This window comes from Sporosarcina aquimarina, from assembly GCF_033253705.1.
Lineage (GTDB): Bacteria > Bacillota > Bacilli > Bacillales_A > Planococcaceae > Sporosarcina > Sporosarcina aquimarina.
The window spans coordinates 1-24,582 of the sequence record NZ_JAUBDH010000013.1 but is presented as its reverse complement, the minus strand read 5'-3'; the positions used below and the strand labels follow the sequence as shown (position 1 = coordinate 24,582).

At 43.4% G+C, this 24,582-nt stretch carries 21 protein-coding genes and 1 tRNA gene; 21 read left to right on the top strand and 1 reads right to left on the bottom strand.

Annotated features, from left to right (window positions below):
* From mfd to QT716_RS15190, 9 genes are all read left to right on the top strand, one after another.
* On the top strand, positions 1–3,534 hold the full coding sequence (mfd, locus tag QT716_RS15230) for a transcription-repair coupling factor (protein WP_317937002.1): 3,534 nt from the start codon (positions 1–3) through the stop codon (positions 3,532–3,534).
* An 82-nt stretch (positions 3,535–3,616) separates the two neighbouring features.
* Positions 3,617–4,153 carry a stage V sporulation protein T gene (gene spoVT, locus QT716_RS15225; protein ID WP_317937001.1) on the top strand — a complete coding sequence of 179 codons (537 nt, stop codon included), beginning with the start codon at positions 3,617–3,619 and terminating at the stop codon, positions 4,151–4,153.
* A 122-nt stretch (positions 4,154–4,275) separates the two neighbouring features.
* Positions 4,276–5,865: a putative polysaccharide biosynthesis protein gene (locus QT716_RS15220; RefSeq protein WP_317937000.1), complete on the top strand. Its 1,590-nt coding sequence runs from the start codon at positions 4,276–4,278 to the stop codon at positions 5,863–5,865.
* Between the two features lie 4 nt (positions 5,866–5,869).
* On the top strand, positions 5,870–7,342 hold the full coding sequence (gene yabN / locus QT716_RS15215; protein WP_317936999.1) for a bifunctional methyltransferase/pyrophosphohydrolase YabN: 1,473 nt from the start codon (positions 5,870–5,872) through the stop codon (positions 7,340–7,342).
* The gene (locus tag QT716_RS15210; protein ID WP_317936998.1) at positions 7,329–7,619 is read left to right on the top strand and encodes an RNA-binding S4 domain-containing protein; all 291 of its coding nucleotides are present in this window, start codon (positions 7,329–7,331) and stop codon (positions 7,617–7,619) included. The genes yabN and QT716_RS15210 overlap by 14 nt, the downstream gene beginning before the upstream one ends.
* 85 nt (positions 7,620–7,704) lie before the next feature.
* Entirely contained in the window at positions 7,705–8,001 is a 297-nt protein-coding gene (gene yabP, locus QT716_RS15205) for a sporulation protein YabP (protein ID WP_191691794.1), read from the top strand.
* Complete coding sequence (gene yabQ / locus QT716_RS15200) at positions 7,998–8,465, top strand: spore cortex biosynthesis protein YabQ (RefSeq protein WP_317936997.1); 468 nt, start codon at positions 7,998–8,000, stop codon at positions 8,463–8,465. The genes yabP and yabQ overlap by 4 nt, the downstream gene beginning before the upstream one ends.
* 55 nt (positions 8,466–8,520) lie before the next feature.
* Entirely contained in the window at positions 8,521–8,940 is a 420-nt protein-coding gene (locus QT716_RS15195) for an FtsB family cell division protein (RefSeq protein WP_317936996.1), read from the top strand.
* 129 nt (positions 8,941–9,069) lie between these two features.
* Positions 9,070–9,495 carry a S1 domain-containing RNA-binding protein gene (locus tag QT716_RS15190; RefSeq protein WP_025783716.1) on the top strand — a complete coding sequence of 142 codons (426 nt, stop codon included), beginning with the start codon at positions 9,070–9,072 and terminating at the stop codon, positions 9,493–9,495.
* 374 nt (positions 9,496–9,869) lie between these two features.
* On the opposite strand, the gene QT716_RS15185 is transcribed toward QT716_RS15190, so the two are convergent.
* A tRNA-Met gene (locus QT716_RS15185) sits at positions 9,870–9,943 on the bottom strand.
* Between the two features lie 305 nt (positions 9,944–10,248).
* On the opposite strand from QT716_RS15185, the gene QT716_RS15180 reads away from it, so the two are divergent.
* The 12 genes from QT716_RS15180 (at position 10,249) to lysS (ending at position 24,171) form a co-directional block, all read left to right on the top strand.
* Entirely contained in the window at positions 10,249–12,669 is a 2,421-nt protein-coding gene (locus QT716_RS15180; protein ID WP_317936995.1) for a SpoIIE family protein phosphatase, read from the top strand.
* Between the two features lie 28 nt (positions 12,670–12,697).
* Positions 12,698–14,095, top strand: coding sequence for a tRNA lysidine(34) synthetase TilS (gene tilS, locus QT716_RS15175; RefSeq protein ID WP_317936994.1), 1,398 nt, complete (start codon positions 12,698–12,700; stop codon positions 14,093–14,095).
* A 60-nt stretch (positions 14,096–14,155) separates the two neighbouring features.
* Complete coding sequence (gene hpt, locus QT716_RS15170) at positions 14,156–14,698, top strand: hypoxanthine phosphoribosyltransferase (protein WP_317936993.1); 543 nt, start codon at positions 14,156–14,158, stop codon at positions 14,696–14,698.
* A gap of 128 nt (positions 14,699–14,826) precedes the next feature.
* Entirely contained in the window at positions 14,827–16,818 is a 1,992-nt protein-coding gene (gene ftsH / locus QT716_RS15165; RefSeq protein ID WP_317936992.1) for an ATP-dependent zinc metalloprotease FtsH, read from the top strand.
* Positions 16,819–16,927: 109 nt separating this feature from the next.
* Complete coding sequence (locus tag QT716_RS15160) at positions 16,928–17,692, top strand: type III pantothenate kinase (RefSeq protein WP_317936991.1); 765 nt, start codon at positions 16,928–16,930, stop codon at positions 17,690–17,692.
* Positions 17,693–17,704: 12 nt separating this feature from the next.
* On the top strand, positions 17,705–18,592 hold the full coding sequence (hslO, locus tag QT716_RS15155; protein WP_317936990.1) for an Hsp33 family molecular chaperone HslO: 888 nt from the start codon (positions 17,705–17,707) through the stop codon (positions 18,590–18,592).
* Positions 18,570–19,502 (top strand): peptidyl-prolyl cis-trans isomerase, encoded by a 933-nt coding sequence (locus QT716_RS15150; RefSeq protein WP_317936989.1) that lies wholly within the window; start codon positions 18,570–18,572, stop codon positions 19,500–19,502. Before hslO ends, QT716_RS15150 begins: the two co-directional genes overlap by 23 nt.
* 132 nt (positions 19,503–19,634) lie before the next feature.
* Positions 19,635–20,561 (top strand): cysteine synthase A, encoded by a 927-nt coding sequence (gene cysK / locus QT716_RS15145; RefSeq protein ID WP_317936988.1) that lies wholly within the window; start codon positions 19,635–19,637, stop codon positions 20,559–20,561.
* Between the two features lie 205 nt (positions 20,562–20,766).
* Positions 20,767–21,543 (top strand): dihydropteroate synthase, encoded by a 777-nt coding sequence (gene folP / locus QT716_RS15140; RefSeq protein WP_317937057.1) that lies wholly within the window; start codon positions 20,767–20,769, stop codon positions 21,541–21,543.
* Positions 21,544–21,554: 11 nt separating this feature from the next.
* A complete protein-coding gene (folB, locus tag QT716_RS15135; RefSeq protein ID WP_317936987.1) occupies positions 21,555–21,923 on the top strand; it encodes a dihydroneopterin aldolase in 369 nt (122 codons plus the stop codon).
* Positions 21,920–22,429, top strand: coding sequence for a 2-amino-4-hydroxy-6-hydroxymethyldihydropteridine diphosphokinase (gene folK / locus QT716_RS15130; protein WP_317936986.1), 510 nt, complete (start codon positions 21,920–21,922; stop codon positions 22,427–22,429). The genes folB and folK overlap by 4 nt, the downstream gene beginning before the upstream one ends.
* Before the next feature lie 251 nt (positions 22,430–22,680).
* Positions 22,681–24,171 (top strand): lysine--tRNA ligase, encoded by a 1,491-nt coding sequence (gene lysS, locus QT716_RS15125; protein WP_317936984.1) that lies wholly within the window; start codon positions 22,681–22,683, stop codon positions 24,169–24,171.
* Positions 24,172–24,582: the final 411 nt, after the last annotated feature.

Below are 24,582 nucleotides of genomic sequence, written 5' to 3'. Positions count from 1 at the left end.
ATGGACTCGCTAGTAAACTACTACAGGACAACTGCGGAAATTGAGCAATTGTCAAGCGAATTAAAAAAGGGAAAAGACCGTCAATTATTAACAGGCTTGACGGGGGGTGCCAAAACACTTTTCTTCCAGACATTACAGCAAGATACAAGCCGTCCCATGCTCATCGTCTCCCCCAATATGCTGCAGGCTCAACGTACATATGAAGACCTTGTTAAGCTATTAGGGGACAGTTATGTGCACTTATATCCTGCAGAAGAGCTAGTCGCGGCTGACTTTGCATTTGCTAGCTTTGAATTGCGAGCGGGACGCATAGACACATTAAATCATCTGGCTAAGTACGGGAAAGGGATTTACATTACCCCCGTTGCAGGTCTAAAAAAGATTGTCCCGTCTAAAGAACAATGGGAAAGCAGCACTCTTTCTGCTGCAGTTGGAGAGTCAATTGAAATCGATACATGGCTTCCGCGTCTAATAGGTATGGGCTACACACGCCAGGACATGGTAACAGCACCTGGAGAATTTGCTTTACGCGGTGGTATTCTGGACATTTATCCACTTACTTCGGAAGACCCTGTGCGAATTGAGTTATTCGATACAGATATTGACTCGATTCGTACATTTTCGGCAGAAGACCAACGTTCAACAGGTAAATTAGAGAATCTTACACTTTTACCTGCAACTGAATTTACGTGGACTGCACAAGACTTGCAAGGTATTGCCGACAAGCTTGAAGATGCACTGTCTAAGAGTTTGAAAAAAGTGAAAGACGAACTCGTTAAAGAAAATTTGCTGCAAAATATAACGGGGGATATTGAACTGATGAGAGCTGGGGTTCAACCGGAGAACATGGTGAAGTATGCTGGTTTTGCAGGAGATCAGGCTGCGGAATTCGGCAGCTATTTACCGAAAGAATCGCTGATTGTCTTTGATGAAATCAACCGAATCCAAGAAACTGCAGCTACTCTTGAGAAAGACGAAGAAGAATGGCGGTTGTCTTTACTGGAAGCAGGAAAAATTGTTCACGATGCAAAGCTGTCTGTTCCGTTTATAGAAGCGCATGCTGCATTAGAAACGCAAAAAGTATATACCTCTTTATTTACGAGAAGTTTGCCAGGTATTACGGTGAAAGAGATCATCTCTTATTCGTGTAAGCCTATGCAGCAATTCCATGGTCAAATGAATTTGTTGAAGGCGGAAATGGAGCGATGGCAACATAACCAGTTCAATGTATTTGTTTTAGCTGAAGGTGCTGCGCGTGTTGAACAAGTGCAATCGATTTTGTCAGACTATGATATCGCTGCAACTGAAAATGGAGCGGCGACAAAAGAAGGTATGATAACCGTTTTAGATGGCAGTTTGCATGCAGGATTTGAACTTCCAATGCAACGACTTGCTGTAATTACCGATGGCGAGCTTTTTAAAGGAAAGCCAAAACGAAAGTCCAGACCACAAAAAGCATCAAATGCAGAACGTATAAAAAACTACTCCGAAATTAAACCCGGCGATTATATAGTCCACGTTAACCACGGGATCGGAAAATATTATGGTGTGGTTACACTGGATGTCAGTGGGATCAGTAAAGACTATCTCGACATTCGCTATCGTGGAGAGGATAAGTTATTTGTTCCAGCGGACCAAATCGATTTGATACAAAAATATGTGGCTTCAGGTGAAAAAGAACCAAAGTTGCATAAACTTGGCGGCGCGGAGTGGAAAAAGACAAAGACAAAAGTTACTGCTGCAGTTAAAGACATTGCCGATGATCTTATTAAGCTATATGCAGAACGTGAAGCACAGAAAGGTTATGCTTTTGCACAGGACGATGACTTACAACGCTCTTTTGAAAATGCATTTCCTTACGAAGAAACCGAAGATCAGCTCCGTTCAATTGTAGAAGTAAAACAAGATATGGAAAAAGAGCGTCCTATGGATCGATTGCTATGCGGAGACGTAGGATATGGTAAAACGGAAGTTGCAATCCGGGCAGCCTTTAAGGCAGTGTCCGATGGGAAGCAAGTAGCATTCCTAGTACCTACTACTATTTTAGCTCAGCAACACTATGAGACTATGAAGACGAGATTTGCAGACTTTCCAATAGAAGTATCGTTATTAAATCGCTTCCGTTCAAAAAAACAGCAAACTGAAACGAAAAAAGGACTTAAAAACGGTACAATCGATGTCGTTGTTGGAACGCATCGTTTGCTGTCTAAAGACGTTATGTACCAAGATCTTGGTTTGTTAATTGTAGATGAGGAGCAGCGTTTCGGCGTGACCCATAAAGAGAAGCTGAAGCAGTTAAAGACTAATGTCGATGTATTGACACTGACCGCAACACCAATTCCGAGAACCTTGCATATGTCGATGATCGGAGTACGAGATTTGTCTATCATTGAAACTCCTCCTGCAAATCGGTTCCCCGTGCAAACGTATGTTATGGAGAATAATTTAGCGTTAGTTAGAGAAGCGATTGAAAGAGAGATGTCACGGGGAGGACAGGTTTTCTACTTGTATAACCGTGTTGAGGATATGGCAAAGAAAGTTGATGAAATTCGTCAACTTGTTCCGGAGGCGCGCGTCGGTTTTGCACATGGACAGATGGGAGAAGCGGCACTAGAGGAAGTGATTTTGAGCTTTCTTGAAGGTGAATACGACGTTTTAGTGACAACAACGATTATTGAAACGGGAATCGATATTCCGAACGTGAATACTCTTCTTGTGCACAATGCAGATCGTATGGGACTTTCTCAACTATACCAGCTCAGAGGACGTGTAGGACGTTCAAATCGTGTGGCATATGCATACTTCCTTTATGAACGAGATAAAGTATTGACCGAAGTGGCTGAAAACCGTCTGCAAGCGATTAAAGAGTTTACAGAGCTTGGTTCTGGTTTCAAGATTGCGATGCGAGACTTATCTATTCGAGGTGCGGGAAATCTACTTGGATCACAGCAGCATGGATTCATCGACTCTGTAGGTTTCGATTTATACTCTCAAATGCTGCAGGACGCTGTTGAAGAAAAACAAACAGGTATCTCTAAAGAAGACAGACCGGATCTTGAAATATCCCTGCCTATCAACGCCTATTTACCGGATAGCTACATTAAGGATGGCTATCAAAAGATCCAAATGTACAAACGTGTGAAGGCGATAGAAGATGAAGAAGATTTTAATGAATTATGGGATGAGATGACGGACCGTTTCGGGGATCTCCCATTCGAAGCAGAATTACTGCTGCGTGTCGGACGCATGAAAGCCTGGGGGAAGGCTGCGGGTGTAACATCCATTAAGAAACCTAATCAAGTTATCGAAATTCGTTTTTCACAAGAAGGCACTGCGAAAACAGATGGAGCAAAGCTTGTTACTGAAACAATGGTATACGGACGTGCAGTTGGATTTACAATGGATAACGGGAACTTGCTCATCACAATCGATGACCGTCAACTTGGAAAACAAACTGAATTCGATGTATTAGAAGCCGTTATGCGTCTTTTACAAGATGCTATGAAGGAAATGAATGAAGTGAATGTCGGATAGAGCCATCACTGCATAAAATGCCCATTATTGAACCATACTGAAATTGTAGCGCGGATTTCAATTAGAAAGTGAGGCATCATGCATGAAGGCAACCGGCATCGTCCGCAGAATCGATGATCTAGGAAGAGTGGTCATCCCAAAAGAAATTAGACGAACACTTCGAATTCGCGAAGGAGATCCACTAGAGATTTTTACCGACCGCGATGGGGAAGTTATCTTGAAGAAATATTCCCCGATTTCAGAGCTAGGCCAGTTTGCGGTAGAATATGCCGAAACCTTGTATCAGACGTTAGGCACACCTACTTTAATTAGCGATCGCGACGAAATGATTGCAGTGGCAGGTCTTGCGAAAAAGGATTACATGAATCGTCAAATTTCTGCGGATGCAGAAGAAATGTTAACGCAACGAACAATGATTACCGAAAAGATGGAGAAGACAGTAGAGTGGGTTCCTGGTCAAACGGAACAAGTGAAGTCGTATTGTGTTACGCCCATTATCGTCAATGGAGATACGATTGGAGCGATTTACCTGCTTTCAAAAGTTCACTTCATCGGCGAAGCGGAACAGAAAACAGCTGAAACTGCGGCTGTGTTTTTGTCGAAACAGATGGAACAGTAAGTTGCCTGCACAACTCGAGAGCATCGGGATGTGCGGGTTTTTTATGTTTACAGTACGAAGCTGTCGTTTCATCTGTCCAATGGTATAATGAACACCATCTACAAAACGAAAGAGGATTCGGTATGGCGGGAACAGAATGGAATATGAAAGCCTTTATGAAGGGCGCGTCTATCTTGACGATTTCCGCTCTTATTGTAAAAGTACTCGGTGCTGTCTATCGTGTGCCTTTTCAAAACTTAGTCGGTGACAAAGGGTTTTATATTTATCAGCAAGTGTATCCTTTTATCGGGATATTCATCATATGGACTACCTATGGCGCAGCGGTAGCCATTTCAAAAATACTCGCAAGTACACCCGTTTTAGAGGAAAGGCGTGCCATTTTAAGAGTCTCTTTCACGTATTTAGGGGTATTGAGTATTATTGCGTTCCTTTCGCTTTTCGTTGGCGCATCGAGTGTAGCATCCCTCATGGGCGATCCCGAATTAGCACCACTTCTGCGAACGGGTTCTTATGTGTTACTCATCATGCCTTTTTTAGCGATTTATAAAGGAGCTCTACAGGCGAGAGGTGAAATGGTTCCTATCGCAGTTTCAAATGTAGGAGAGCAAGGTGTGCGGGTTGCAATTATTCTAATCGGCACATGGGTTGCTGTTCAATCAGGTGCCTCTTTATATACAACAGGGACAGTAGCAGTTTGGGGAGCGGTAATTGGTCAAACTGCAGGTGTGATTATTCTTGGATTGTGGAGCCGGAACGCGATGAAGGTTAACATCGCAGCGATTGACAAACGCCGCGTCGTAAAAGAACTTACAGTGATTAGCTTAAGTGTCAGTGCAAGCTCACTGATCTTGTTGCTGTATCAAATGGCGGATGCATTTACGATATTGAATGTGCTGAAGAGTTCCGGCATGCATGGAGAAAAGGCGATGACTTTAAAGGGGGTGTACGATCGGGGGCAGCCTTTAGTGCAACTGGGCAGTCTAGTTGCAACAACGCTTGCTCTGGCGATTGTACCACTTATCGCACACCACACAGCGAAATCGGGAGGCCATAGTGCATGGCCGTTCGTTCGTTTAACGTATCGTGTTGCGATTTTGTTTGGCTGGGCCGCAGCCGTCGGTCTTGCGCTTTTATTGCCACAAGTGAATGTGTTATTGTTTGAAACAAATGAAGGTTCCACCGCGCTTTCCATTTTTAGTCTGCAAATTTTCTGGCTGTCTTTAGTGTTGCCTTTGTGTGCAATTTTACAAGGTGCGGGTGCGGGAAAAGCTCCTGCACTGTTACTAATTGCAGGTTTAGCAGTAAAAGTAATCGCGAATATTTTACTCATCCCGCAGTTCGGCATAACAGGCGCAGCAGTCGCAGGTAACATTGGTTTTGCTTGTACAGCAACGGGGTTATTGTTCTACTTCAAAAAAGCGTGGCCAGAACGCCTTGCGCCCGGACGTTTTTATGTATGGATTTTACTCGCGACACTAGCAATGATTGGTGTTGTAGAAGTGTGGTTGTGGATTAGCAGCGCCTTCACGTCAGGCTTGGATAGCCGACTTTCTGCTGCGCTGTCCACGCTGCCAGCAGTTGTCTTCGGAGCAACAGTATTTCTTGTAATTATAATGAAGTCGCGTGTCTTGGCAGAAAAAGATTGGTATTTGCTGCCGTTTGGAAAACGATTGGCACGCGTCCAACTAGTATTGACGAAAAAGAGAAGGTGATTTTATGCATCCAATTACAATTGTAGGACTTGGTTCAGGTGAACTGGAACAGCTATCTGTTGGAGTTTATCGCAAATTAAAAGCTGCAAAGAATCTAATCGTTCGGACAGAGCATCATCCTGCTATAGATGAATTAAAAGCTGAGAGCGTGTCGATGTTAAGCTTTGACAGTGTCTATGAATCTCATGATGCGTTCGAAGAAGTATACGAAGAAATTGTTAAACGACTGTTGCAAATGGCGAAAGAAAACCCGGTGACATATGCAGTGCCGGGTCATCCGCTAGTTGCAGAACGTACTGTTCAATTGCTGATTGAACGTGAACGTGTAAATGAGGCTGTACTCGAAATTGCTGGTGGGAATAGCTTCCTAGATCCTATTTTTGCAGCGCTCCGGATTGACCCGATTGAAGGTTTCCAACTGTTGGATGGCACAGAGTTTAACCAAGATGATGTCCAAATGCGTCAGCATGTACTGATTGGTCAAGTGTATGATAGCTTTGTAGCATCCGATGTTAAGCTGACATTGCTTGAGAAGTATGATGTGAATCACCCTGTCACCATTGTGACCGCCGCGGGGACGTCTGCCGAAAAATTGCGAACCGTACCACTGGTGGATTTAGATAGAGAAACAAGCATTGATAACTTAACAACGATCTATATACCGCCAGTTATGGAACAAGCAGCGCGCCTGAAAGAATGGCAAACATTCCGTGCCATTATTGCGAAACTGCGCAGTCCTGAGGGATGTCCGTGGGATCGGGAGCAAACACATGTATCGCTAAAACGGTACTTAATTGAAGAAGCACATGAAGTATTAGATGCAATTGACAGGGAAGATGATGACAACTTAGTAGAAGAGTTAGGTGATGTATTACTTCAAGTGTTCTTACATGCACAAATTGGAGAGGACGAAGGATACTTCACGATGGAGGATATCTTACAAACAGTTGGCGATAAGATGATTCGCAGACATCCACACGTCTTTGGAGAACTTGAAGTGGCAGATTCTGATGAAGTCTTGAAAAACTGGCAAGACATTAAGAGTGAAGAGAAGCCGAAGAACAGTTCGCTGCTGGATGGACAAGCGTTGACAAACTCGTCTCTTCTTACATCATTCAATTATCAGAAAGCCGCGGCGCGCGTCGGTTTCGACTGGGCTGATGCTGCAGGGGCGTTTGATAAGTTTGAAGAGGAATGGCAAGAGTTCAAAGATGAGGTGGAGAATGGTACCCAGGACTCACGGACAGACGAGTTAGGCGATGTCTTTTTCACTCTGGTAAACATTGCACGATTCTTAAAATTATCACCTGAGGAAGCAATGCAACACGCCAATCAAAAGTTTAGTAATCGTTTTTCCTATATTGAAAAGTCAGTTGCGGCAGGCCGGGGTGACTTTGAAGCGTATACAATAGATGAACTTGAGGAATTTTGGCAACAAGCCAAAAAGATAGGGGGAAATGGAAATGAGACTCGATAAATTTTTAAAAGTATCCAGGTTAATTAAACGCAGAACCCTTGCGAAGCAAGTAGCAGACCAAGGGCGTATTACAATTGATGGAAAAGTAGCCAAAGCATCGTCGGACGTTGCGCCAGGAAATGAATTAGCCATTCGATTTGGTCAAAAGATTGTTACAGTCACAGTAAATGAGTTGAAAGCTTCCACGAAAAAAGAAGACGCTACAATGATGTATACGATTGTAAGGGAAGAAAAACTTGAAAAAGTAGATCCGGAATTTGTAGATGATGAAGACTAAACCGACATGACAGGAAACTTCCTGTCATGTTTTTTGTTGGACGTGCATAGGATGGCAGTGTACAAATCAGACAGGGGGACAGACTATGCAAATTCAAACTGAAAGCCCAGCTTACACAATTCCATCCGGTGATCACGTCGTGACCATGCGGAACCGCAAACGAATGGATCTTACATCTGTTAAAACGATTGACCGATTTGACCAAGAAGAATTTTTAGTCCGTACATCACAAGGTATGCTTACCATCAAAGGAGAAGAATTACGCATCGTTCACTTGGATGTGGACAAGGGACTTCTCACACTTGAAGGCTCTGTTGCTACACTCCAGTACGATGAAGAAGAGACCGGTTCACGTAATTTCCTCCATAAATTGTTCGGATGAGTATCACCGCACAGCTTGCGAGTTTACTTGCGATGATTGGAACAGGAATTGTCGCAGGTGCATTCATGGATATGATAGGAACGGGAATCGCAAGCACCGGGAAAACGTCCATCGTTCGCAGAAGAGCCATTATCCTCGAAACTATTGGATGGCTAATAGCTGGATGTTTCGCATTTGCGGTACTGTTTGCATTTAGAGATGGGGCGTGGCGGATGTATGACCCGCTCGCCCAGGTATCAGGCTTGTTATTATATGCTGCCATTTTCCATAAACCATTCCGCTTACTCGGAAGAATTATTATTGTAATTGTCATCCGTCCTTTGCTGTTTGTAGTTCGCTTAATTGTATGGTTCTTCATGTATATAGTTAGGATTATACTAGCCGTTTTGCTGCTCCTCACACAGCCCTTTCGATTCATCTATTATCGAGTTTTCAGATTTCACTTCAAAAATAAGTCAAAGTAGCGTATAATAGATAATCAAGATGACTGTGAAATGTATTTGAGGGGATGTGCAGGAGATGGAGCAAAAGGCCAGGAAGTCAAATTCCTCGACGGTTGCGTCAATTGAAACTGAATATGTCCGCTCCATGCAGCGAAAAGAGGACTGGCGACGGAAGCAAAAGAAACGGCTAAAAGTGAAGCTGCTTGTTTTTGCGGTGGTAATTGTTCTGACTTTCGGAGGCATCGCAAGCTACAATCATCAACAAAAAGAAATGCTTGCCTTAAAACAGCAGGAGAAACAAGAATTAGTTGAGCAGCTATCTGTAAAAGCAAGTGAACAGGAACAATTGAAAAAACAGTTATTGAAACTGGACGATGAAGAGTACATTGCAAAGCTCGCACGTAAAGAGTACTTTGTCTCAAATAAGAACGAAATTATCTTCTCACTTCCAGAAGGGAAGAAAAAATTGAACAAAAAAGACGACGGAAAAGAGTAGTCTTATTGACACTCTTTTTTTGTTGGATATAATGAAAGTAGGAATCTTGCGCAAGCAAGACCCGTAAAAACGGTTGCTAGGCTTCTGAAATGGAAGCCCGCTTAAATTCTAAGGAGGAGCATTTTTTTTATGTCAATTGAAGTAGGCAGCAAGCTAGAGGGTAAAGTGACAGGTATTACTAATTTTGGGGCATTCGTTGAATTGCCAACCGGCGTAACAGGACTCGTCCACATCAGTGAAGTGGCAGACAACTACGTCAAAGATATTAATGATCATTTAAAAGTCGGCGACATGGTTGAAGTGAAAGTCATGAACGTCGGTTCTGATGGCAAGATTGGCTTGTCGATCCGGAAAGCAAAACCGGAATCGGAACAACGGCCGCAGCGCCCGCAGCGACCGTCACGCCCTCGTCAGGGTGGAGGACGTCCTCCTGAGCGTCCAGAGAATTTCGAGACAAAAATGGCGAAATTCATGAAGGACAGCGAGGAACGTCTAACAACACTTAAGCGAGCAACTGAGTCGAAACGCGGAGGACGCGGAGCACGCAGAGGCTAAAAGCGCTATGTAACGGTTGGAAACGACCCTGTTGAGCTGTTTCAATGCAGGAAAAAATGTCTTATAGATAAAAGCTGAGGATGTGCAGTCGCGCACCCTCAGCTTTTTTTAGTGCTTAAAAATAAGACTTTGGATAAATCAGTTTTTGTTAAGTTCAATTGCAGGTGCAATGTAATAGATTGAAAGTGAGCGATGCACGATCCATTAATACTTTGAAAGCGGCTGAATGAGTTCTTGTTGGAATTCCCTTTGGGAAGGGTAGGTTTGGGGGTAAGCTTTTTTAGGGTTTATCATCAAATTCTGTAAGCACGGTCAATTTCACCTTATACAAAAAAGGATCTGTCGAAAGACAGATCCTTTTCAAAACATTTTTATAGCGGCAGAGGGGATCGAACCCCCGACCTCACGGGTATGAACCGTACGCTCTAGCCAGCTGAGCTACGCCGCCAAAATTTGAATGCGTCAACATGATGTTCACGACCTTATTTATCATACAGATTATTTTAAGTACTGTCAACTACCCCGGAGTAAAAACTTTCTGCTAGTTGTATCCTTTCAAATGTAAACACGATAGAACTGACCAAATTCTTTAGAACAGTAAGTGAATATCCTTCTCAAACCGCTTTGTCTAAGGAAATGAAAAACATCCCCGTATACCGTCGAAATGTTTTTAGTACCTGGTGTCAGGAACAGACAAATTATTAGGCATAAGGCATGTATACTTACGGCAATAGATCATAGGGGGAATGAGAAATGAAGATGATCAGCAGTAATACAGAGAGATCACTGTTCCAACAAGCTCAGGACGTAGTAGGGTCAATCATGCAAAGAAAAGTGCACTTACTTACCATGTTTCTATTCACGATCGGTTCTTTCTTTCTATCACAAGCAGTCCTATTTGATGCAGCTGTTCCTTTTTTATTACCTGTATGGGCACTCGCGGCTATGCGGTATCCGAAGTACATGCTGCCAGTATTCATTGGGGGGATCAGCGGAAGTTTGTTTCTAGGCGTTGGGCAATCAGTAATCTTCATATTGCAGTTACTATTATTTAGTATTGTCATTCGACACCCATTCACTCGGAAGTCTGTGCCGCTCACTGTAGCTGGTACTGTTATTTTCATACAAGTGTTTTGGCAACTTATTATGTACGCAGGACAACCTCCATTAACCGTTCAAGTTGCAATTGGTTTTGAAGCAATACTTGCTTTATTGATGACAGTCTTTCTATTTCTAGCATTTCCGCAAGTGGATAAGTTGCTCTACTCCCCGTGGCGGGCAGAACAGTTAGGTGCAGCATGTATTGTGGCAGCTATGGCCACTACTGGGATGGATCGTTTGATCATTGGCTATATTTCTATTCCTGGCTTGCTGTTGTATACCGCGATTTTAATCGCAGCCTTGGCCGGCGGTGTGCTATTTTCAACAACTATCGCCATGCTGATCGCCGCCATCACTGGAATGGCGGAACTATCATTTACTGGGATGATGACGGTTTATGGAATGACCGGATTTGCAGCAGGAGCTATGAAAAACTTTGGAAAACTAGGCGTAGCAACAGGTGGTCTATTCGCGTCAGTCTTTTTCCTACTATATGATTTAACCTTGCCGCTTGATGAAACTCATTTTGCGACAATTGGGGCAGCCACTTTACTATTTTTGCTCATTCCGTCGAAACGGCTCGCTTCGGTTCGAGACGTTTTGGTTCCGGAACAGCAGGATCACTCTGAAAAACGGCAACAATGGTTAACTCGCAGGCTGGATGAACAACTTACAGACTTTCAGCAGTTTGCTTCTTTCATGTCGACTATGGTTAACGATCAGTTCCCGGTACAAGAAACGAGGCATATTGAATACGAACAGGAAACGCCCGTTGCATGCCGATCTTGTTTCCGCTTTACCAAGTGCTGGGCATCAGAAGATGACAGCATGCCGAACTTATTATCTGAATGGGAGTCTACCTATTCAGCAACTAAGAAAGCAGCACGCCATCGAGTAGAAGAGAGGATTAAGTATAAATGTGTGCGTCACACAGGGTTGCTAGAAGAACTAGAGGAGCGTGGAGCGGATCGCTTACTAATGGGACAGCTGCAGCATGGACGAAAAATGCTTGCATTGCAATTAAGAGATATGAGTACTCATTTAGAGAATATGATGAATGAAATTAAAGAGGATGTAACTATTTATCAGCCGTCAGAAGAAGAACTAGGCAGATGTTTACGTGCGCAAGATATCGACTTTTTCCAAATTGATATTTTATCGGAAGAAAAGGGTGCGATGCGCATTGTTTGTTCGATTCCTGAAAAACGCTCCACTTTCGAAACAGATACCACAGTGGCGGAACGGCTGATCTTGCCGATTCTTGAAGAAATGTACCAGGAACCATTCCAAGTTGAAAAAGCAATTATGCAGCAGCAACCATTCGCTCACTTGCAACTGACTTTCACTTCAGCTGTCAGATTCTCGATGCAATATGGAGTTATGTCTACGGCGGGAAGCGGCTCATTTTATGCAGGAGATGCGTACGAAGTCTTTCCAATCCATGATGGTCTAACAGCCGTATTACTATCAGACGGTATGGGACAAGACATGAATGCTTACTATGAAAGCCAGAAAGTGATCCGATTAATGAGAGAGTGTTTAGACCGGAAGATGGGACCTGAGACAGCTATGCATACGCTGCATTATATGATGGCGCTTAACGGCCTGGATGATATGTATGCAACTTTAGATTTAGCACTTGTCGATTTACAAGACGGCAGATTGTGGTCTTGGAAGGCAGGATCTATGAGCACGTATATTAAAAGGGGAGAGGATTTCCTGCGAGTAGACAGTAAGGCAGTTCCGTTTGGCTTTTTACCATCCTTTACAGTCGAAGCGAAGAACGAAGAACTAAAGTCGGGTGATATCATCGTTATGATGACAGACGGTATGTTTAATGGAGATTTGTCATTGGAATTACAAGAGAAGTCGTTGTACCAGACAATCGAGCGTTATGGGGATTTAGAGTGTGATACGCTTGCAGACCGTATTATGGGAGAGATGGAGCGTAAATTTAAAACTACAGCAGATGACCGTACCGTCCTGGTGATGAAAATAGATCATATTGTACCTAGATGGTCGAGCGTAAAAGTGCGAACACCCTCACTATTTCGCCAAAAAGTGGTAGGATAATAGAGAGAATATGGCGGGGGTGGTTAAGATGGGGGAAAGTTTATATAACAAAGTCTCTGCCTTCATTCGTCAAGAGAAAATGGTAAAAACAGGTGATCGGGTGCTTGTTGCTTGTTCAGGAGGCGTTGACTCGATCGTCTTGCTGCACTTTTTAAGTGAACAAAGTACGCAATTCGGTATTGAGGTAGGCGCGATACATGTGGATCATTGTCTCCGCGGAGAAGAATCCCGGATAGATGGCCAAGTAGTAGAAGAATTTTGTAAAGGGTTGGGGATTCCGTTTTACGGGACAACCTTACCAGTTCCAGATTTGTTAGAATCCATGGGTGGCAACACGCAAGAAGTTTGTCGTATTGGACGGTATAGATTGTTTGAAGAAACAATGAGTGAATACGGGTTTTCAGTGGTTGCCATTGCCCATCATGCAGAAGACCAGCTTGAGACGGTTTTAATGCAGTTGGCAAAAGGACAGCTGCCAAAAGGAATGCCGGCATTTCGACCGTTTGGCGAAGGCAAGCTCATTCGTCCATTGTTGTCTTTGATGAAGGAAGACTTATATGAGTACGTAAAACTGCGTACTCTTCCATTCCGTGAAGACCCTAGTAATGAAAAAGATGACTATACACGTAATCGATATCGGCATCATATTCTTCCGGTACTCTTGCACGAACACCCAGCAGCTGCCGAAAACTCGGTTCGGATGGCAGCGGGGCTGCAAGAAGATGAGGACTTCTTAACTGACCAGGCAAAAGAACAAGTGCATCAGCTAATTAGGTTGTCGGATAACGGAGTCCTAAAGATTCATTCAGCAAAATTTAGATCCATGCACGTTGCTTTACAAAAGAGGGTCATTCCTCTACTATTAGAGTATCTTTACAATGGGGAAATTCTACCTGCATTTTATAATGCGGAGTTGTTGAATTTGCTTATTCATCAGTTTTCTCAAGATGTCGGAAGTGGTGTTGTAGACCTTCCGAAAGGGTGGATGCTGCAAAGAGACTACGGAATTTCAACTTTTGTTCAAAGTGAAAAGGAAAAGCCGGTAAGTCAGGAGATTCCGTTCCCGCCAGACAAATGGGTTCAATGGGGGTCAGTAAAGTTACGTTGGTGTAAAGCCTCTGACGTTAACGGTACCACTTTGGACAACATTTCGGAATGGCGTTATTTTCAATTGGAAAATGGGGCTCGTCCCTCTATTGTACGATCTAGACAGCCGGGAGACCGGATTCAATTAAGTGGAATGGATCAACCTAAAAGAGTGAGTCGTTTACTAATTGACGAAAAGGTCAAACAATCGATGAGAGACAGTATTCCTGTAGTTGTTTCTGATCAGGGAGAAGTCTGTGCAATTCCTGGTATACGCTACAGTGCATCATTTACCAAAAAACCGTCTGGAGATCAGGCGTACATACTGATGATGGTCTGACCTGGATGACAACGATTGTTTCATACATGTAGACTTACACAACTTAGGAGGAATATTTTCATGTTGGAAAAAGATATTCAAGAAGTACTAATTACAGAAGAACAACTTCAAGAAAAAGTTGCTGAGCTTGGAAAGCAGCTAACAGAAGAGTACCAAGATAAGTTTCCGCTTGCGATTGGTGTGCTTAAAGGAGCACTTCCATTCATGAGTGATATCATTAAACGGTTCGATGCATACATAGAACTCGATTTCATGGATGTTTCTAGCTACGGGAATGCAACAGTCTCTTCAGGTGAAGTGAAAATCATTAAAGATTTGAACACAAGCGTTGAGGGCCGTGACATTTTAATCATCGAAGATATTATCGACAGTGGAAAGACATTGAAATATCTAATTGAGCTATTGAAATACCGTAAAGCGAAGTCTATTAAAATTGTTACACTTCTAGACAAGCCAACCGGCCGTAAAGTGGATTTAAAAGCAGACATGGTTGGTTTTGAAGTTCCAGATGCATTCGTAGTAGGCTACGGATTAGATTACGCAGAGAAGTACCGGAATCTTCCATATATCGGCGTGTTGAAGAAAGAAATTTACACGACGTAATTGCAAGTTAACTCTTGTGAAGAATTAGCGGTATAAGGCTTACTTCCCAAGGCATTTTCTTTGTGATTCAAATTGTTTATATGATAAGATGTCAATAGTTTTCTGTTAAAGAATTGAGGAGGCTTGGGATGAATCGAATATTTCGATACTTTCTATTATATGGGCTAATTTTTCTAGCGATCATGGGTATTTTCAGTTCGCTGAACAATCCAAACCCAAAGATGGAAAAGATCCGTTATGACGAATTTCTCACAGCATTAGAACAAGGAAAAGTGGAGAAAGCGGAATTTCAGCCTGTCCAGTTAGTATATGAAGTAAAAGGACAAATGAAAGACGCGAAAAAAGATGAAACCTTCACTACCAACGTTCCGATGAATGATGAGACGACAATGAGTGATATCCGTGAACTTGCAAAAACAACGAACACGGAAGTGGACATTTTACCAGCGCCTGAAACAAGCGCGTGGGTTTCTTTCTTTACTGGCCTCGTGCCATTTATCATTATCATCATCTTGTTCTTCTTCTTGTTGAACCAAGCTCAAGGTGGCGGTGGTGGCGGTAAAGTTATGAATTTCGGTAAAAGTAAAGCGAAATTGCATAGTGACGACCGCAAAAAAGTACGATTTACAGACGTAGCAGGTGCTGATGAAGAGAAACAGGAACTTGTCGAAGTAGTCGACTTCCTGAAAGATCCTCGTAAATTTAATGCAGTTGGTGCGCGTATCCCGAAGGGTATCCTTCTTGTAGGGCCTCCTGGTACGGGTAAAACATTACTTGCTCGTGCTGTGGCAGGCGAAGCAGGCGTTCCGTTCTTCTCGATTTCCGGTTCGGATTTCGTAGAGATGTTCGTTGGTGTAGGGGCATCTCGTGTTCGTGATTTGTTCGAAAACGCGAAAAAGAATGCACCTTGTATTATTTTCATCGATGAAATTGATGCAGTTGGACGTCAACGTGGTGCAGGCCTCGGCGGCGGTCATGATGAACGTGAACAAACATTGAACCAGTTGCTTGTAGAGATGGATGGCTTTGGTGAAAACGAAGGCATCATTATTGTAGCAGCAACGAACCGTCCTGATATTTTGGATCCAGCTTTACTGCGTCCGGGTCGTTTTGACCGACAAATCACAGTAGGCCGTCCGGATGTTAAAGGTCGTGAAGCGGTACTTAAAGTACACGCAAGAAACAAGCCGTTAGATGAAACTGTTAACTTAAAAGCCCTTGCACAACGTACTCCAGGATTCTCAGGTGCAGATCTAGAGAACCTCTTGAACGAATCGGCATTAGTCGCAGCTCGACGGAATAAGACGACAATTGATATGTCTGATATTGACGAAGCGACTGACCGTGTAATTGCAGGTACTGCAAAAACGAGTCGAGTCATCTCTGAAAAAGAGCGCAAAATCGTATCGAATCACGAAGCAGGTCACGTTGTTGTCGGACTAATGCTGGATGATGCTGAAATTGTGCATAAAGTTACGATTGTTCCTCGTGGTCAGGCTGGCGGTTATGCCGTTATGCTCCCTAAAGAAGATCGTTACTTCATGACTAAGCCGGAACTGCTCGACAAAATCGCAGGACTTCTTGGCGGCCGTGTTTCTGAAGAGATTGTTCTTGGCGAAGTTTCAACGGGTGCTCACAATGACTTCCAGCGTGCAACGGGTATCGCACGTTCTATGGTTACAGAATACGGAATGAGCGACAAACTCGGACCTATGCAGTTTGGCCAGCAACAGGGCGGTAACGTCTTCTTGGGCCGTGACTTCAATTCTGAACAGAACTATTCTGATGCAATTGCTTACGAAATTGATCAAGAAATGCAAGCCATTATCAAAGGTCAATATGAGCGTACGAAGAGAATTCTTACCGAAAACCGCAGTTTACTTGATTTGATTGCGAAAACACTTTTAGAAGTGGAAACTCTCGATGCAGAACAAATCAATCACTTGAAAGACCACGGTACACTTCCTGACCGTCCATATGAGCGGAAAGAAGTAGGGGAAGATGCGGAGGCAAACCCAGACATTACTGGAGCTCCAACAGATCCTTCTGTCGGTGATTTACCAGATGGTTCAAGTACTGAAGCACCACTTGACTCCATTGATGAAAAACGTAATGAGTAGTAACTGCACAGCTGACTGTCCGTTAAAAGACAGTCAGCTGTTTTTTTTGAAAAGAATTGTGGTATGATGTGAGGGAAAAAAGACTACTGAGGTTAGTGAGGAATCTGTCATGCTCTTAGTTTTGGATACAGGAAATACAAATATCGTACTCGGTGTCTATGAAGGCACCCAGCTTAAATATCATTGGCGGATGGAAACATACCGTCACAAAACGGAAGACGAATACGCGATGCAAGTTAAAGCGTTATTTTCTCACGTGGGTCTGGAGTTTTCGGATATAAATGGCATCATTATTTCATCCGTTGTTCCGCCAGTCATGTTTCCTTTGGAACAGATGTGTAAAAAGTACTTTCGTCAGGAACCTGTTATTGTCGGACCGGGAGTTAAAACAGGACTTAACATTAAATATGAAAACCCGCGTGAAGTAGGCGCTGACCGGATCGTAAACGCAGTCGCGGCCATTCATGAATATGGAAGTCCGCTAATAATAGTCGACTTTGGTACGGCAACCACATATTGTTATGTGAATGAACACGCAGAATACATGGGGGGAGCAATCGCTCCAGGCATTAACATTTCAATGGAAGCGTTGTTTGACAGGGCTTCTAAATTACCGCGCGTGGAACTAACTCGGCCTGAACATGTTGTAGGAAAAAACACTGTATCTGCGATGCAAGCTGGTATTTTGTACGGATATGTCGGACAGGTTGAAGGTCTCGTCAATCGTATGAAAGCAGAGAGTAAAAAAGTTCCGACTGTTATTGCGACAGGCGGTCTTGCTCCGTTAATCAGTAAAGAAACGGATATGATTGATGTTGTAGATGAATACCTTACATTGAAGGGGTTAAAACTGATTCATGAAAGAAACCAATAAGGAGAGAATAGAATGAAAGATTATCTTATTAAGGCATTAGCGTTTGACGGTACAATTCGTGCATACGCTTCAACAACTACAGCTTCAGTTGGCGAAATGCAACGTCGCCATAACTCTTGGCCGACCGCGACTGCTGCGGTTGGTCGTACGATGACCGCGACTGTCATGATGGGCGCAATGATGAAAGGCGAAGACAAGTTAACTGTGAAATTGGACGGCGGTGGACCGCTTGGTGCGATTATTACTGACGCCGATGCGAATGGACATATCCGTGGGTATGCCATTCATCCACAAACACATTTCGATTTAAACGAACAAGGGAAATTAGACGTACGTCGTGCAGTTGGAACTGAGGGGCTCCTTACTGTCGTTAAGGACCTCGGACTGCGGGATATGTTTACTGGGCAAACCCCGATCGTGTCAGGTGAGGTAGCAGAAGACTTTACGCAGTATTTTGTTGTGTCTGAACAAGTTCCCTCTGCTGTGGCGTTAGGGGTTTTAGTAAATCCCGACAACACTGTCAAAGCATCTGGAGGATTTATTCTGCAAGTTATGCCAGGCGCAACAGACGAAACGATTTCCGAATTAGAACAACGTATTAGTCAAATGGAGCCGATATCTAAAATGATCGATCGCGGGCTTTCGCCTCAAGGCGTGCTGGAAGAAGTGTTAGGTCTGGAAAACGTTCGTGTAGTTGACGAAGTCGATGTTAGTTTCCGCTGCAATTGCTCAAAAGAACGTTTTGGAACAGCTATAAAGAGCTTGGGAGAAACGGAGATTCAAACAATTATTCAAGAAGATGGAGAAGCTGAGGCCGAGTGTCATTTTTGTTTAGAGAAGTATGTCTTTTCAAAAGATGAACTAGAGGAATTTGTTGATGAAATCCGATCAGGATCGTAATCGAGTTGTGAACGATTCACCCAAGCGCCGACTAAAAACAAAGCCTCTTCTTATACTCATCATTCTTTTAGCAGCAGGTAATCTTTTGTGGTTCATCGGTTGGTTAGTCCCAAGCAAAGCAGAAAATCCGTTCCAGTCAGGCGAAGAAGTCGCATCAGTTGCCGGAGAGCCCATTACACGCGAAGAGTGGATGACGGCGATGGAAAAAGAAGTAGGACGTAATGTGTTGCTTGAGTTAGTCAATAACCGGGTCATGGAGACCGCTGCAACTGAATACAAAATTGACGTAACAGATGAAGACGTCGATCGTGAATTAGCACTTCTTTCTTCATTAGATGGTAAAGCGTACACAGGACTGGATGCAGAACAAATGCGCAGAAAAGTCCGTTCAGAACTCATTCTAGATCGTGTCCTAACCAAAGACATTGTCGTTGAAGATAAGACAGTGAAATCTTATTTTGAAAAAAATGAAGATCAGTTTGAAATTCCAACCGCCTATCGTACTTCCATGCTGGTTGCGTCTTCTGAAGGAGAAGCTGAACAAGCGCTGAAAGAATTGAAGGGCGGCTCGAGTTTCGATGTCCTTGCGAAGGAACGCTCGATAGATGCATCGTCTGCTTCGATCGGAGGCGACCTTGGATATGTAAGCAGTCGTACAGAAGATGTAGATCCGGCTGTATTGATACAAGCAGAAAAACTGAAACAAGACGATGTGAGTAAAGTATTTAAATTGGCAGATGACACGTACGCAATTATACAAGTGCGTGAAATCTTAAAAGGACGCTCATTTAAGTTGAACGATGTGAAAGAGCATATACGCAGTGAATTAGCGCTGCAGCAGCTTTCCCAATCCGTAACACCCGAAGCATTTTGGCAAGAATTCGATGCCGAATGGTTTTATGGTAAGTAAAAAACTCCACTCCTGTAGTGGAGTTTTTTGTCGTTTATATCCAGTTTGGATTCATTGACAACGCACACCTTTTTCTTGTAAACTGAATACATTATAAAACCTACCTATTAACTAGGAATTGGAGTGGTTAAGATGAAGAAAGTTGGAAATTCTGTAGCGGATCTAGTAGGCCAAACACCATTAGTGAAACTGAATCGGCTTGTCGGTCCGGAAGATGCAGATGTCTATTTGAAACTGGAATACTTTAATCCTGGGTCAAGTGTGAAAGATCGAATTGCGTTAGCGATGATTGAGGCTGCTGAGAAGTCTGGAGATTTACCAGAGGGCGGTACTTTAATTGAACCGACTAGTGGTAATACCGGTATTGGACTTGCGATGATTGCGGCAGCGAAAGGATATAAGGCAGTGCTTGTAATGCCGGATACCATGAGCTTGGAACGCAGAAATCTACTTCGTGCTTATGGGGCGGATCTTATCTTGACGCCAGGTGCAGAAGGAATGAAAGGGGCAATCGCAAAGGCGGAACAGCTTTCAGAAGAAAACGGCTGGTTCTTGCCTCAACAATTCAACAACGAGGCGAACCCTGAAATACACAGACTTACGACTGGACCAGAGATTGCAGATGCGTTAGACAGAGTGGATGCGTTTGTATCAGCAGTTGGAACGGGTGGAACAATTACCGGAGTCGGCAGTGTACTGAAAGAACGCTTCCCGGGTGTTAAAATTATCGCTGTAGAGCCCACTGACTCAGCGGTACTTTCGGGAGGAAAGCCAGGCCCTCATAAAATTCAAGGGATTGGCGCAGGATTTGTTCCTGAAGTCCTTGATACAAAAATCTATGATGAAATTACACAAGTGACGAATGATGAATCTTACGAATATGCACGGAAAATGGCGCGTGAAGAAGGCATTCTTGGCGGTGTTTCATCAGGCGCTGCAGTGTTTGCTGCATTAAAAGCTGCCAAGGAACTTGGAAAAGGCAAAACTGTCGTAGCCATTTTGGCGTCGAACGGAGAGCGTTACTTGAGTACACCGCTCTATCAATTTGAAGAAGAATAATTAATACTTGAGAGGAAGCTTAACTGCTTCCTCTTTTTGATGTCGTTGTAGTGGGAAAACGGAGTAGTAAACGGTAAACTATAAAAAAAGCTATTTTCAAAAGGAATGGCGTAAGAGGGAGAACGTGAATGTGGAGTTAAAATACGCACAAGCACCATACATATTTGGCGAAACGGAAATCGACTTCTCTAAAGAGACTGTTGTCATGGGAATTTTAAATGTTACACCTGATTCGTTTTCTGATGGCGGGAAATACAGCTATTTAGATGCGGCAGTTGAAAAGGCTGCGGAAATGTTGAAAGATGGCGCGAAAATTATTGATATTGGAGGGGAATCTACTCGACCTGGACATACCCCTGTTACATTAGATGAAGAATTGTCCCGTACCATTCCTGTTATCGAAGTGTTATCGAAGGAGTTAAACTGTGCGATTTCCATTGATACATATAAAGCAAGTGTTGCTGAAGAAGCGATAAAAGCTGGAGCACATATTATTAATGATGTTTGGGGTGCTAAGCGGGAACCCGGCATAGTGGAAGTCGCGAAACAGTATGATACCCCCATCATTTTAATGCATAACCGTCTTGAAGCAATCTATGAAGGCAATCTAGGCGATGAATTGATTGGAGATATAGAAGAAAGTATTAGTCTTGCTAGAAATGCCGGAGTTATAGAACGAAATATCTGGCTGGATCCCGGAATCGGGTTTGCGAAAAGTATCGAAGAGAATATCGAAGCGATGCAAAACCTAGACCGGCTTGCCGAGTTGGGTTATCCGGTATTGCTAGGCACATCGCGGAAGTCGCTAATAGGTAAGGTTTTGAACCTGCCTGTGGAAGAGCGGCTGGAAGGTACAGGGGCAACTGTTTGTTATGGTATTGAACATGGTTGTCATATTGTACGTGTTCACGATGTTAAGGCGATTACCAGGATGGTTCGCATGATGGATGTACTGACGGGTAAACAGGAATTTACGATCTAGGAGGGATATGGATGGACTTTATACATTTGAATGAAATGCAGTTTTATGGCTACCATGGGGCGCTTGCGGAAGAGGCGGTACTTGGACAGCGGTTTACGGTATCGGTTTCGATGGCTGTGGATTTAGCAGGAGCTGGAAAGGATGACGATTTATCCAAAACAGTGAACTACGCAGAAGCGTACTCTATTGTTCAATCTATCGTGGAAGGGGAGCCGGTTAAACTTATTGAAACAGTTGCGGAGCGGATTGCCGGTAAGTTGCTCTCCGACTATAAAACACAAGTTTCGGGTGTTCGAGTTTTGGTTGTGAAACCGGATCCGCCGATTCGGGGTCATTATACGTCGGTAGCTGTGGAAATTGAACGGGGGAAGTTGTCATGAATACAGCCTACTTGTCGATTGGCACGAATATGGGGGACAGAGAAGAGTTTTTGAGGCTGGCAATCGGCTCTCTTAGTGCTACTGCGGGAATCGAATCGGTTGAAACATCATCAATCTATGAGACCGTACCGGTAGGGGTTACGGATCAAGCGGACTTTTTGAATATAGTTGTTCGGGTGAAGACTGTACTGGAACCTTTGCAGTTGCTGGCCGAGTGTCAAAGAATCGAGCAGGAACTAGGAAGAGTGCGAACAATCCGTTGGGGTCCGAGAACGGCTGACCTAGACATTCTATTGTACAATACCGAGATTATTGACTCGAAGACACTTTCAGTTCCCCATCCCCGGATGCGGGAACGGGCATTTGTGTTAATCCCTCTAACAGAGATTGCGCCGGAGTGCATTGATCCGATTACAGGACGTCTGTTTAGAGAAGAGTCTGTGATGCAAGAAGATGGGGTAGTCTTGTGGAAAGCAAGAAAGACCAACGAATACAATCGTCCATAATATCCCGGTGTTCGTTTTGCGGTTGTGTTGTTTTATTTAAAGCGATTGATTTCATAAAAACAACAGGTGAAACTCTTGACGAAACGATAATTACCTATTAGAAAAACAAAGCGTAAACAGGTTCAGACTGAAAGAGCGTTGAGATGGTTTTTGAAAGGGCTTGACCAGCGGCTTTTTTTACGTGCTTAGATTGTGTACAATAAGGAAAGAACAAGCCATTAGCGCATGGACAATTTAGAGGAGTGAACAGGATGTCAAATATAGAAGAGTTGAATGATCAATTTCAGGTAAGACGTCAGAAGATGGAAGAGATTCGTAACGGAGGACTTGATCCATTTGGTGCTCGATTCGAGCGAACTCATTTATCAAATGAGTTAATAGAGGCTTATGGTGAATTATCGAAAGAAGAATTAGATGAGACACAACACGTTGCCAAGATTGCTGGACGTATTATGACAAAACGCGGTAAAGGGAAAGCTGGATTTGCACATATCCAAGATTTAGGTGGCCAAATTCAGATTTATGTACGTCTGGATGTGATTGGCGAAGAGGCGTATAAGCTCTTCACGATGGCGGATTTAGGAGATATCGTAGGAATTGAAGGAGCAGTTTTCAAAACAAAAGTTGGCGAACTCTCTATTAAAGTAACTAAGTTCACGTTTTTATCAAAAGCGCTGCGACCGCTTCCTGAAAAGTTTCATGGGTTACAGGACATTGAACAACGTTACCGTCAACGTTACTTGGACTTGATCTCTACTGAAGGCAGTAAAGAGACTTTCATTTTACGAAGCCGTATCATTCAATCCATGCGACGTTATTTAGATGGACAAGGCTTCTTAGAGGTGGAAACACCGATGTTACATTCAATCGCGGGTGGTGCTTCGGCGCGTCCGTTTATTACGCATCATAATACTTTGGATATGACCTTATATATGCGTATTGCGATTGAGTTACACTTGAAGCGTCTGATTGTTGGCGGATTAGAGAAAGTGTATGAAATTGGGCGTGTATTCAGAAACGAAGGAATCTCGACTCGTCACAATCCAGAGTTCACAATGATTGAATTATATGAAGCGTATGCTGACTATAACGACATTATGGAGCTAACGGAGAATATGATTGCACATATCGCCGAAGAAGTGCTTGGCACTACGAAAGTACAATATGGTGATGACATTATTGATGTATCTCCTGGCTGGAAACGTCTGCATATGGCTGATGCGGTTAAGGAATATACAGGCGTAGACTTCTGGAAGGAAATGACGAAGGAAGAAGCGCATGTACTAGCTAAGGAGCATGGGGTAGATGTACAACCGACGATGGAAGCGGGGCATGTGCTGAATGAATTCTTCGAGCAAAAAGTAGAAGAGCAGCTGGTTCAACCGACATTCGTGTACGGTCACCCAGTTGAAATTTCACCGCTTGCGAAGAAAAATCCAGAAGACGGTCGCTTTACAGACCGTTTTGAGTTATTTATTGTACGTCGTGAGCATGCAAACGCCTTTACTGAACTGAATGATCCTATAGATCAGCGTCAGCGTTTTGAAGCTCAGCTAGTTGAAAAGGAACAAGGAAATGATGAAGCGCACGAAATGGATGAAGACTTCATCGAAGCATTGGAATACGGTCTTCCACCTACTGGCGGACTTGGAATTGGTATTGACCGTCTTGTAATGCTGTTAACAAACGCTCAATCCATTCGGGATGTGTTATTATTCCCGCAAATGCGTTCTAAAGACTGAGTATAAATTCAGAGTGCATCTCGCTAGTTGAGATGCACTCTTTTTGTTTGTGAAGAAAATACTTGCGTTAGTTTAATGTGCGTGGTATATTTAAACACGTTGCTTTTCACGTAACTAACTTGTGCATTGTATTTCAAGCGAAATAAACTTTTAAAAAGTTATTGACGCGAACTATACAGTGTGGTATTATATAAAAGTTGCTGAAAACAACGGAAACACTATGAACCTTGAAAACTGAACAGCAAAATGTCAACGAATTATCGTTTGGGAAACCGGCTCTGCCGGCGGAACAAACACAAACAGATCGAACGATCTGATAGACATCTTAAATGATGCCAGTACGAATTGAGCAATCAATTCTCTTTTATGGAGAGTTTGATCCTGGCTCAGGACGAACGCTGGCGGCATGCC

Coding starts and splice junctions, on each gene's coding strand:
- yabP (WP_191691794.1), top strand. CDS start 7,705: ATGCAAATTCAAACTGAAAGCCCAGCTTACACAATTCCATCCGGTGAT.
- QT716_RS15220 (WP_317937000.1), top strand. CDS start 4,276: ATGGCGGGAACAGAATGGAATATGAAAGCCTTTATGAAGGGCGCGTCT.
- yabN (WP_317936999.1), top strand. CDS start 5,870: ATGCATCCAATTACAATTGTAGGACTTGGTTCAGGTGAACTGGAACAG.
- tilS (WP_317936994.1), top strand. CDS start 12,698: ATGGGGGAAAGTTTATATAACAAAGTCTCTGCCTTCATTCGTCAAGAG.
- folP (WP_317937057.1), top strand. CDS start 20,767: ATGGGAATTTTAAATGTTACACCTGATTCGTTTTCTGATGGCGGGAAA.
- hslO (WP_317936990.1), top strand. CDS start 17,705: ATGAAAGATTATCTTATTAAGGCATTAGCGTTTGACGGTACAATTCGT.
- spoVT (WP_317937001.1), top strand. CDS start 3,617: ATGAAGGCAACCGGCATCGTCCGCAGAATCGATGATCTAGGAAGAGTG.
- cysK (WP_317936988.1), top strand. CDS start 19,635: ATGAAGAAAGTTGGAAATTCTGTAGCGGATCTAGTAGGCCAAACACCA.
- ftsH (WP_317936992.1), top strand. CDS start 14,827: ATGAATCGAATATTTCGATACTTTCTATTATATGGGCTAATTTTTCTA.
- yabQ (WP_317936997.1), top strand. CDS start 7,998: ATGAGTATCACCGCACAGCTTGCGAGTTTACTTGCGATGATTGGAACA.
- QT716_RS15195 (WP_317936996.1), top strand. CDS start 8,521: ATGGAGCAAAAGGCCAGGAAGTCAAATTCCTCGACGGTTGCGTCAATT.
- QT716_RS15210 (WP_317936998.1), top strand. CDS start 7,329: ATGAGACTCGATAAATTTTTAAAAGTATCCAGGTTAATTAAACGCAGA.
- QT716_RS15150 (WP_317936989.1), top strand. CDS start 18,570: ATGAAATCCGATCAGGATCGTAATCGAGTTGTGAACGATTCACCCAAG.
- folK (WP_317936986.1), top strand. CDS start 21,920: ATGAATACAGCCTACTTGTCGATTGGCACGAATATGGGGGACAGAGAA.
- hpt (WP_317936993.1), top strand. CDS start 14,156: ATGTTGGAAAAAGATATTCAAGAAGTACTAATTACAGAAGAACAACTT.
- QT716_RS15180 (WP_317936995.1), top strand. CDS start 10,249: ATGAAGATGATCAGCAGTAATACAGAGAGATCACTGTTCCAACAAGCT.
- folB (WP_317936987.1), top strand. CDS start 21,555: ATGGACTTTATACATTTGAATGAAATGCAGTTTTATGGCTACCATGGG.
- lysS (WP_317936984.1), top strand. CDS start 22,681: ATGTCAAATATAGAAGAGTTGAATGATCAATTTCAGGTAAGACGTCAG.
- QT716_RS15190 (WP_025783716.1), top strand. CDS start 9,070: ATGTCAATTGAAGTAGGCAGCAAGCTAGAGGGTAAAGTGACAGGTATT.
- mfd (WP_317937002.1), top strand. CDS start 1: ATGGACTCGCTAGTAAACTACTACAGGACAACTGCGGAAATTGAGCAA.
- QT716_RS15160 (WP_317936991.1), top strand. CDS start 16,928: ATGCTCTTAGTTTTGGATACAGGAAATACAAATATCGTACTCGGTGTC.